Annotated in this window: 6 protein-coding genes; 3 read left to right on the top strand and 3 right to left on the bottom strand. The window is 64.4% G+C overall.

What is annotated here, in order from left to right; translation table 11 throughout:
* Positions 1-20 precede the first annotated feature (20 nt).
* Together JOD47_RS13200 and glpX are read right to left on the bottom strand one after the other, a co-directional pair.
* Positions 21-977, bottom strand: a complete 957-nt coding sequence (locus tag JOD47_RS13200) for a hypothetical protein (protein WP_204534866.1) — start codon at positions 975-977, stop codon at positions 21-23.
* Positions 978-1,247: 270 nt separating this feature from the next.
* A complete protein-coding gene (gene glpX / locus JOD47_RS13195; RefSeq protein WP_204534864.1) occupies positions 1,248-2,285 on the bottom strand; it encodes a class II fructose-bisphosphatase in 1,038 nt (345 codons plus the stop codon).
* A gap of 104 nt (positions 2,286-2,389) precedes the next feature.
* Between glpX and JOD47_RS13190 the strand changes: the two genes are divergently transcribed.
* Genes JOD47_RS13190 through JOD47_RS13180 form a run of 3 tightly spaced genes read left to right on the top strand, consistent with a single transcriptional unit; the run spans position 2,390 to position 5,116 of the window.
* Positions 2,390-2,977: a DUF4245 domain-containing protein gene (locus tag JOD47_RS13190; RefSeq protein WP_204534863.1), complete on the top strand. Its 588-nt coding sequence runs from the start codon at positions 2,390-2,392 to the stop codon at positions 2,975-2,977.
* 60 nt (positions 2,978-3,037) lie between these two features.
* Positions 3,038-3,652: a carbonic anhydrase gene (locus JOD47_RS13185; protein WP_204534862.1), complete on the top strand. Its 615-nt coding sequence runs from the start codon at positions 3,038-3,040 to the stop codon at positions 3,650-3,652.
* 36 nt (positions 3,653-3,688) lie between these two features.
* Positions 3,689-5,116, top strand: coding sequence for a class II fumarate hydratase (locus JOD47_RS13180; RefSeq protein WP_204534861.1), 1,428 nt, complete (start codon positions 3,689-3,691; stop codon positions 5,114-5,116).
* Between the two features lie 159 nt (positions 5,117-5,275).
* Here the strand turns inward: JOD47_RS13180 and JOD47_RS17700 are convergent, their stop codons facing one another.
* Positions 5,276-10,756 (bottom strand): rhamnogalacturonan lyase family protein, encoded by a 5,481-nt coding sequence (locus tag JOD47_RS17700; RefSeq protein WP_275577883.1) that lies wholly within the window; start codon positions 10,754-10,756, stop codon positions 5,276-5,278.
* Positions 10,757-10,859: the final 103 nt, after the last annotated feature.

Genomic DNA, 10,859 nt, shown 5'->3' with positions numbered 1-10,859 from the left:
CTCGCATGGCAAGTTTGCTATCAAAAGACGAGCGGCGTCGCGTTTTGCGGTACGCCCGCCGCCCGCAGGCACCTTTCCAACGCCGCCGGGGAGACCGCAGTCTTCCAAAGCCAGCGCACCACGTGCCGGCCTGTGCTGCGAATGCGGTCTTCCCGGATCTTCTCATCGATGACCACCTGAGACGCAGTTCGGCCTCGGAGATACTCGGGTTTGAGGTACTTGGTAAGACCGTCGTACTCGCCGACGATACCGGCTGCCTTCCAATAGAAGTCCACGGTTGCGGCATGGCCCTCGGAATCATAGACCTCGTACTGCAGTTCAGGTGCCTCGAAACCGCAGGCCGCCATGTGGACCCGGCTCAGTGACTCACCGGGCAGCATCCCGAGTCCGTCGGCAAAATCGAGCACCCGTGTGGCTTTTCGTCGGGCGCGGGCAGTAGGCAGGGTCTCTATGTACGCTGCGACTTCCGGCTTGCTGACTGGGTCGGCGCGGCGTTCGACCGGAAGCCGCGCCGCATTCAGCGCCCTGTCCATCACTGCGACGCCCCAGGGAAAGTCGTAACGCAAGGCCAGCTCAACCGCCGTCTGAATCTTTCCGGTAACCATAAAGCTGCCAATCGGCACGGACGGACCAACAGCAGGCCGGACGATACGGCGGACACCGTTGCCGGTCCTCCTGCCGGAGCCCCGCGGCACCAGTGTGTCCACCATCGTCGGTGTTTCGGGCAGCGGCAGGCCCCACAGGAAAGCCGCTGATTCCTCGGCGAAGAGCGGTGGCGTGTTCGACGTCCGAAGCACCGCCCGAAGGGTCAACCGGTATTGCTGGTTGGCGTCCAAGGCTTTCCACTTGATGGCATCGACGTAGCAGCCCTGGCGGATGCGGACCAGGCTTCCGCGCCGTGCGCCCCTGGCCAGCCGGCGCGGCCATTCCTCATCGAGGGGACGGTCTGCTGCGCTCTGGATTGCCGGAAGGTTCACACCTCTTACCCTGCCGGGTGGGACATGAGATGCGCCACGACAGAGGCGGCACCTGTGGATAACTGGCAAGCACCGAACAAGTCCGGCGACGAGCCAAAGCCGGCCCGGCGCCGTCGTACTTTATAGTCGACCGCGACCGAACGGCGGGGCTGCGGCGATAGCGTTCTTGCCATTCGATAGCAGTGCGGCCAAGCGATAGGGATTAACCGCTATCGCCTGGCCGAATCGCTAGCGCCAGCGAGCGCCAGCCGGCACGGGCGTCACCGAAACCTAGCTCAAGCGCGCGTAGCTCTCCCACTTGTGGGCCTGGTGCTCGCCGTCAACTACACGGATGGTGCCCGACTTCGAGCGCATCACGATCGACTGGGTGAGCACCTTGCCGCCGGAATAGCGGACGCCCCGCAGCAGGTCGCCGTCGGTGATGCCGGTTGCAGCGAAGTAGCAGTTGTCACTGGTGACCAGGTCATTGGTGGAGAGGACGCGCTCAAGGTCATGGCCGGCGTCGAGCGCTTTCTGCTTCTCCTCGTCGCTGGTGGGCCAGAGCCGGCCCTGGATCACGCCTCCCAGCGACTTGATCGCACACGCAGCAACGATGCCCTCCGGTGTTCCACCGATACCCATCAGGGCATCGATGTCGGTGCCTTCACGGGCGGCCGCGATGGCACCTGCGACGTCGCCGTCCATGAGGAACCGGGTGCGGGCACCGGCGTCGCGGATCTCCTGGACAAGCGGGCGGTGGCGGTCGCGGTCGAGGATCATGACGTTGATCTGGTTGACCTTCTTGCCCTTGGCCTTGGCGATCAGGTGCAGGTTCTGCTTCACGGGAAGGCGGAGGTCCACCATGTCCGCGGCTTCCGGACCGGTGACCAGCTTCTCCATATAGAAGACGGCCGAGGGGTCGAACATGGTCCCGCGCTCGGCCACAGCCAGAACCGCGAGCGCGTTGTTGATGCCCAGCGCCGTCAGGCGGGTGCCGTCGATCGGGTCCACCGCGACGTCGCACTCGGGACCGCTGCCATCCCCTACATGCTCACCGTTGTAGAGCATGGGCGCTTCGTCTTTCTCGCCCTCGCCGATGACCACAACGCCGTTGAAGTGGACGGTTGAGAGGAGGGAACGCATGGCGTCAACGGCGGCGCCGTCGGCCTTGTTCTTGTCGCCGAAGCCTACCCAGTGCCCGCCGGCAATGGCTGCGGCTTCGGTGACGCGCACCAGCTCCAGGGCCAGGTTGCGGTCCGGCTCGTCATCCCCCACTGCGAGGGCGGGTGAAAGGGTGGAATACTGCGCGTTTTTTGCGGTGTCGGACACGTTTACCTCATCGTTGAATTAGCGGTTCCTCTTCCGCAATCATAGTGCGGCGCCGCTCTCCGGCCATTTTTCGTGACGCATGCGGCGTGAGGGACAATGGAGGGGTGAGCAATACCCAGGAGAACCAGCAGGAGGCACCGGCAACCCCGGTGCTCACGGCCAAGCAGGCAAAGCGCGCCAACGCCTCATCCATCGGCATGTTCATCGCCACTGCCGTCACCCTGGCGCTCGTGCTCTTCGTGGTACTGCTCAATCCCACGCACACCGCCGAAACCTACACGCGGGACATCGACGTCGCCACCATCGCCTCCCAGGCGGAGGACGCCGCCGGTTACGAGCCTGCCGCGGCTGTTCTTCCGGACGGCTGGACCTCCAACTACGCACGCTGGACGGGAACCGCATCAGACGGCGTTGCCTTCTGGGAAGTGGGTTATCTCACACCCGAACGCGAGTTCATTCAGGTCACACAGACCAACAACTCCAACCCCACCTGGCTGTCGCAGCGCCTTGAAGGCGCAGAACCCGCCGGACAACGCGTGATCGACGGCGTTACCTGGGAACTGCTCGACAGCACCTCCGGCGATGCATTCCTCACCACCGAACAGGGCGGCTTCACGCTCATCCTGAACGGGACGGCGGACCTCGCCCAGTTCGATGTCCTCGGCAGCGCCGTGCTCAACGATCTGGGCTAGCCCTCAACGTACGGTCACCAACCGGGCGTTGAAAAGGGCAGTAGCAGTAGAGTGAAATCCGTGAACGAGCAACTGACTCCCGCTGAAGCCTGGCAGAAACTGAGTGATGGAAATGCACGGTTCATTTCCTCCTCGTCGTCCCACCCCAATCAGGACGCCTCCCGTCGCGCGTCGCTGGTGAATACCCAGGATCCTTTCGCTGTCATTTTCGGCTGCTCGGATTCCCGTCTGGCTGCCGAGATCATTTTCGACGTCGGACTCGGCGACATTTTCGTCGTCCGTACGGCCGGGCAAGTGATTGATGACGCGGTGCTCGGGTCGCTTGAATACAGCGTGAGCGTCCTCAACGTGCCGCTCATCGTCATCCTCGGACATGATTCCTGTGGTGCAGTCACGGCCACTGCCAACGCCATCGACTCCGGAACCATGCCTGTGGGCTTCATCCGCGACCTGGTTGAACGCATCACCTCCTCCGTGCTGACCGCACGCCGCAATGGTGACACCGACATCAACGCCGCAGTGGAGGAACACATCCGGCAGACCGCACAGCGGCTGGTGGACTCGTCCCGCGTCATCGCCGACGCCGTCGAAAACGGGTCCACCGCCGTCGTCGGCGTTACCTACCATCTGGATGAAGGCAAGGCCGACCTCGTTTCGCAACTGGGCAGTCTGTGATTTGTGGCGCCCCGCGCCACAGGCGAGAATTGGCGCATGACAATTGATTCCCAGGACAACGTCGACTACCGCATCGAACACGACACCATGGGCGAGGTTCGGGTTCCCGCAAACGCCCTCTACCGAGCACAGACACAGCGTGCCGTAGAAAACTTTCCGATCTCCGGCAAGACGCTGGAGCGGACGCACATCGAAGCGCTGGCACGAATCAAGAAGGCGGCGGCCACCGCCAATGCCGAGCTGGGAGTGCTCGACGACGAGCTCGCACGCGCCATCGAAGCCGCTGCAGACCAGGTTGCGTCCGGAAAGTACGACGGCGACTTCCCCATTGACGTGTTCCAGACCGGGTCCGGAACCTCCTCGAACATGAACACCAACGAGGTTCTCGCCGAGCTCGCAACACGTGCGCTGAAGGAGGGCGGCAGCGACAAGGTGGTCCATCCCAATGACCACGTCAACGCGTCGCAGTCCTCCAATGACGTGTTCCCGACGTCCGTTCATGTCGCCGCAACCTCCGCGCTGATCACTGACCTGATCCCGGCACTTGAATACCTGGCGGAGTCGCTTGAGCGAAAGGCAGAGGAGTTCAAGGGCGTCGTGAAGTCCGGCCGCACGCACCTCATGGATGCCACCCCCGTCACGCTCGGACAGGAATTCGGAGGCTACGCTGCCCAGGTCCGCTACGGCGTCGAGCGCATCAACGCGTCCCTCCCCCGTGTTGCCGAGGTTCCCCTGGGAGGCACCGCCGTCGGAACGGGCATCAATACCCCCGCCGGCTTCTCCGCACGCGTGATCGAACTGCTCGCTGGAGACACCGGGCTGCCGCTCACCGAAGCACGCAACCACTTCGAGGCGCAGGCGAACCGCGACGGACTGGTTGAGGCATCGGGTCAGCTGCGGAACATTGCGTACTCGTTCATGAAGATCAACAATGACCTGCGCTGGATGGGTTCCGGTCCCAATACCGGTCTCGGTGAGATCGCCATTCCCGACCTGCAGCCGGGATCCTCGATTATGCCGGGCAAGGTCAATCCCGTGATTTGCGAGGCCGCCATCATGGTTGCCGCCCAGGTCATCGGCAATGACACCACCATTGCGCTGTCCTCGACCAACGGTGCATTCGAACTCAATGTCGGCATTCCGGTGATGGCCGCCAACCTGCTCGAGTCCATCCGCCTGCTCGCCAACACCAGCCGGGTGATGGCGGACAAGATGATCGACGGACTCACGGCCAATGAGGAGCGTGCGCGCTTCCTTGCCGAGGCGTCGCCGTCGATCGTGACGCCGCTGAACAAGTACATCGGCTACGAGAACGCCGCGAAAATTGCCAAGAAGGCTGTCGCCGAGGGGCTCACGGTCCGGGAGGCCGTCGTCGCGCTCGGATATGTGGAGCGCGGGGAACTCACGGAAGCGCAGCTGGATGAGGCGCTCGACGTGCTCTCGATGACACGCCCGCCGCAGTAAGCGCGAGCGCACAAAGTAGCGAGCTCACAGAGCGAGGGTCCCCATGGATGCATCCATGGGGACCCTCGCTTCTCATGTGCCCAAACCCCGTGAGTTGGCAGGACACACCCCTTATAGCGGGCTATTCAGGGCGTGTGCTGCCAAACCAACGTGGGTTGGTTAGCGGGTCGGTGGGCCCACCACTTTCAGTCGGTCCCAGCCCAGCAGCTCGGAATCAGCCGTATGGACCACCAGACGGTTGTCTCCCGGCCGGGTGTCTTCCGGCGTCGTGAGGGTGATGGCGCCGTCGTCGTTCACCAGGAACCAGCCCAGGGCGGTTTCGCTGAGGTAGACATGCACCCACTCACCTGCCGGCAGGTTGGAGACTGTGACGTCCGAAGCGCCACGCGGGAACTTCTGCTTCGCCAGACCGAGATCCAGCTGGTTCCCGTCCGTCAGGTCATCCTTCACCGGTGCGTCCGGTGTAACGGATGGCTTGACGAGTTCGCCCGGCGCCGGTTCCTCGCCGGTGTAGGCGATGCTCGGTGCCTTCGGCTGCTCCATACCCTCACCCAGGAAGTACGAGGTATGCGGAGGCTGGTTGTAGGAGGTGTTCTGCCAGGCAACCCCGAGGCGGTAGACCGGATCGGACTGCAGGGTGCGCAGCTTGTGCTCTGTCACGTTCACCGTGGTGGCGATGCGCAGGGCGGTTGAATCGTCGGTGCGCGTGACGATCTCCTCGCGCCAGTCTCCGAACAGGTCAGCCTGAAGGGCCGGTGTGCCCTTGGTGTCGTTGTTCGTCAGTGTGCCGTCCGCACGGTAGAGAACATCCTCCGAACTGGTTTCCGGGTTCCACTTCGAGATGGTCGGCACGCCAGTGCGGGTTTCTTCCGTCCACTCGTGGTCCGTGATCTCCCGAAGCAGGTCACCGTCCCACCAGGTCAGGAAGTTCGCCGCAGGGATCTGCTCCGCGATCAGGTCGCCGTTGCTTGCGCGCAGCTGACCAACCGGGGAGTTCCATGCCGCGTCACCGCCGACCGCCCAACCCTCTGCACCGGGGTGCCGCGGGTCAATGTCACCCATGGCAGCCCTACCTGTGTCCCGGGTTGCCGGGATGGACCAGATCACTTCGCCGGTGGCTGCATCACGGAAGGTTGCGCCCGTGTTGCCCGATGCGCCCATATCCTCGTGAGCCGCGAACACCTCGAGCCCAGCACGGGTCGGATCGAAGTCCGACACGTGCAGGGAGTCACCATGGCCGAGGCCGGTGTTGTAGAGCGCGGTGCCGTCGTCGTCGATGGTCATCGACCCGAAGATGATTTCGTCCTTCTGGTCACCGTCGACATCGGCAACCGAGAACTGGTGGTTGCCCTGTCCGCGGTACTGGTCCCCTGACTCGTCCGAGTCGAAGGTCCAGCGTGATGTCAGCGTGGTGCCGTCGAAGTCGTAGGCGGCGATCACAGCCCGCGTGTAGTAACCGCGGCTGAATACAACGCTCGGCTTCTCGCCGTCGAGGTAGGCCACTCCGGCGAGGAACCGGTCGACCCGGTTTCCGTAGGTGTCGCCCCAGGCGCCGACGTCTCCGCGTGCCGGGATGTAGTCGGTCGTGTCGACCGCCGCACCCGTGGCACCGTTGAACACCGTCACAAACTCGGGACCCGTGAGGACGTATCCGCCGGAGTTCCGGTAGTCGGCCCGGGCGTCGCCGATAACGGCGCCCGCTCCGTCCACGGTTCCGTCAGCGGTCTTCATGGTGACTTCGGCGGTGCCGTTGCCGTCCAGATCGAAGACCTGGAACTGCGTGTAGTGTGCGCCGGCCCGGATGTTCTTCCCGAGGTCGATGCGCCAGAGGCGGGTGCCGTCCAGCTCATACGCGTCCACATAGACGTTGCCCGTGTAGCCGCCCTTCGAGTTGTCCTGCGAATTGGTCGGGTCCCACTTGAGCACGATCTCGTACTGGCCGTCCCCGTCCAGGTCGCCGATGGAGGCATCGTTGGCACGGTAGCTGTACGGCTGGCCGTCCTTCGTGACGCCGTCGGCAGGCTTGTCCAGCGGGATGTCGAGGGCCTGTGAATCCCAGACCGTGAAGTCGCCGGTTGCCCAGCGCTCGGTCCCGTTCACCACGGTGCTGATGCGGTACGTGGAATCCGCAGCGCCGTCGGCGTCGAGCAGGTTGGTGCTCGAGGTCACCGGTTCAGTGGTGATCCGGTCCCCGTCGCGGTAGACGTGGAACCCGATTTCCTCGGGATCCAGGCCCAGCATGCGCCAGCCGAGGTACACCCCGTCATCAGACGCTACTGCCACCGGCGAACGGTCAAGCCGTTCGGCCTGCCGCACGAGCGTGGTGGCGGCCGGCGAGGTGACGGTCTCGGACTGCGCCGAAACACCGCCCGCGTTCACTGCGGCCACCGCATACACATACTCGACGGTGGTGAGCACACCGGTGTCCTTGAACGTGGTTCCGTCAGCACGCCCGACGAGCTTCATCTCTCCGACGGACCCATCAGCCTGCGGGTCGGCACGGAAGACGTGATAGAACAGCGCGCCGTCGGAGGCAGTCCAGTTGAGCGTGACATCGTTCTTGTTGACCTCGCCCAGAGTCAGCCCGGTGGGAACCGGTGCCTTCTCTGCGTCCGGATCTACGGTGGTCAGCTCGATCGCGTTCGACGGCACCGACTCTGACCCGGCGGGATCAAGCCCGACGACGGTGTAGGTGTACTCCAGACCGATGTCGGCTGTCGTGTCCACGAAGGAGGTGCCGTCGACGTCGCCGAGTGCCTCAGCTTCAGACGCGGCGGCTGACTTGCGGTACACACGGTAGCCGGCGGCGTCGTCGGTGCCCGTCCAGCTCAGCGACACTGCTACGTCGCTGCCCTCGATTGTGACATCGTCAGCAGCCAGGTTGGTCGGCGCCAGCAGCAGCGGGGTGACCTCGATGCCGTTCAGGCGGGATGAGGACCCGGTCATCACCAGGTTGATCTGGCCGTCGGTGACGAGCACCGGCTGGCTGATCTTCTGGGATACCGAACCACGGCCGGCGTTGGAGGATCCGAAATCCTTGCCCTCGATCTGGACGTTGGAACGGCTGGTGCCGATCCAGTCGCCGTTGTAGGTCTTGACCGCGTAGCTGCCGTTGGGAACGTCGATCGCGAACTCGTGGCCAGGGGTCGGCAGGAGGAAGTCCCGCTCCAGGTTGTTCGGCGCGGGGTCGAAGTTGGTCCCACGGTCACGACCGGCCATGCCCTCACTGGAGATCCAGCCCCAGCCGAGCTCGTCGGTGTAGACGGAAGCCGTGCTCGCCTCGGTGTAGCCCTCCATCAGCGGGTTGCCGGGCAGCTGGACGTCGAACTTGAACAGCGGCGCCTTCGTGGTGATGCGGACAGCGTCCGACGGCGCGGAGTCGCCTCGTCCGTTCACGGCCACGACACGCAGGTCGTAGGAGACGCCCTCCTCGAGGCCGCCGACTGCTGCCAGCGGCAGCGTGGAGGTGGTGACGAGCGCGTAGGCGTCCTCACCGGCGTCGGCCTTCTTGCTGAAGACCTTGTAGATGTCGGCGCCGTCGACTGCGTTCCAGGTCAGCTGTGCGCCGGCGTTGGAGACGCTGCCTGCAACCACACCGGTGGGCGCTGCGGGCACTGCTGCGGGCGGCTCGGCTGACTCAACCTCGGCAGCCAGCGGGATGTCCAGCTTGGCCACGTCAGTAGCTACAAGCCGGGCCATCTGAATGGCGCCGTACTCCTGGAAGTGCGTGTCGTCCACCGTCCCGTTCGGACGGTTCGCGTAGACGCCGGCCGGAACGTGCAGGAAGACTGACTTCGCTGCCTCGGGTCCAATCTCGGTGAGGTAGGCCCGGCTGGAGGCGGAGAGATCGACCAGCGGCGTACCTGTTTCGGTGGCGAGTCTGGTCGCTGCGTCAACGTAACCGGGGAAGGACACGTTGGCTTCGCCGGTGTCCTCGTTGTAGGACCGGCGGGATACCGGAGTGACGATCACAGGAGTGGCGCCGCGCTGCTTGGCGCCGTCCACGAAAGTGCGCAGGTACTCGTAGTAGTCCTCCGGAGCAGCCCAACGATCGTCAACGCCGTAACTGTTGTCGTTGTGGCCGAACTGGGCGAACAGGTAGTCCCCCGGCTTGATGTTCATCAGCACCTCGTCCAGGCGGCCCTGGCTGATGAAGTTCTTGGCGCTGCGCCCGCCGATGGCCTTGTTCTCAACGGCGACATCGTCGGACAGGTAGCGCTCGATCATCTGGCCCCAGCCGGCCTGCGGCACGTAGTCGGCCGTGTAGGTCTGGACGGTCGAGTCACCGGTGATCCACGCGGTCGGCTGGGATCCGGCTTCCTGCGGGGTCTGCTGCGTGATGACCAGTGAGTTAAGGTTGGCGGCTGCCCCTGCGAAGTCGAGGTTCAGCTGACCGTCCACGACGGCGATGTTGAACGCCATCTCAAGGTACTCGCCTGCCGCCTTCTCGGTACGCTGGACCTTCGCCATCTGCTCGGCGGTGATCGCGATATCCGTTGCGCCCTCGGTGTCACCCGCGATCAGATCTACGGTGTAGTTGCCGTTGGGCAGGTCGACCACAAGCTCGGTGTCGCCCACGGTCACGAAGTCCGAGCGGGCGGCGTTCTCACCGCCGCGATCGGTTGCGCCAACCTGCGACACGTCGACGAAGCCGGCACGATTCTCCGCCGAGTACGCCGTTGTTTCGTCGATGCGCACGGCGCCCGCGGCGGTTTCACCGTTGCCGAGGTCGAGTGAGAGTACGCCCGTCTCGGGAAGTGCCGGGGCGTCGGTGCTGAGGCTGGAAACACCTGCAACCGACGACGGCGACAGCCCGTCTGCGCCGCGCGCCTGCACCTTGTAGTAGTGGACCTTTGTCGTGTCGACCGCATCGGTGTGGTGCACGACGCGCTCGGCAGTCTCCGCGACCTTGGTGTACGGTCCGTCGACGGTTTCGGCACGGCTCAGGACGTAACCCGTGGCACCGCTGACCTCGTTCCAGCGCAGGGTGGCAGCTTCGCTCGTAACGTGCGACATCCGCACGTTCTGTGGAGCGGCCAACGTGGAGACAGGTTCCTCCGGCTCGGGTGCCGGTTCCTCGGCAGCATCCGCCGTCGTGACGACGATGCCGTTCACATACGCGCCGGCGCCCTCGCCGGTGAGGTCGACGGTGAGTTGGCCGTCTTCCACAGTGGTGGAGAATGTCTGCTCGGAGACGGCCTGGCGCGACTTGATGGTGCCTGCAGGTGCACCTTCCAGGCTGACGTTCGTCGTCGTCGTGCTGGTTCCGGCGAGCTGGTCGCCGGACAGGACGCGGACGTCGTACGCGCCGTTCGGAATGTCTACGGCGAAGCCCCACGCCGTCCCGAGGACGAAGTCGTTCTTGAGCGGATCAACCGGATCGGACGCCCGGTTGCGGGAGATCGGCTGCACACCGTCCGCCGGCACAACGCCGAAACCGGCCTCCGCCGAGTAGAACGTACCTTCCGAGACACCGGTCCAGCCGTCAGCAACCGGGCTGCTGGCGGTACCGAAATCGAAGGATCTGGTCAGCGGCTCCTCCGCCGCCAGGGCCGGCGTCGTCGCCGTACAGAGACCGACAATGGCCGTCCCTGCTATCAGGGCGCGCGCTGAATGCGGGCGCAGAAATCCGGGGGACATGGCATCACACCTTTTAGTTCGACAGTGAAATATCGGTGGCATTTGGGCTGACCGGGACACACTCGTGCTGAAAACTCAACGAGTGGAATGAAACGATTCACGG

The sequence above is a fragment of the Arthrobacter tumbae genome (genome assembly GCF_016907495.1).
GTDB lineage: Bacteria > Actinomycetota > Actinomycetes > Actinomycetales > Micrococcaceae > Arthrobacter_D > Arthrobacter_D tumbae.
This window is presented reverse-complemented; position numbering and strand designations above follow the sequence as displayed.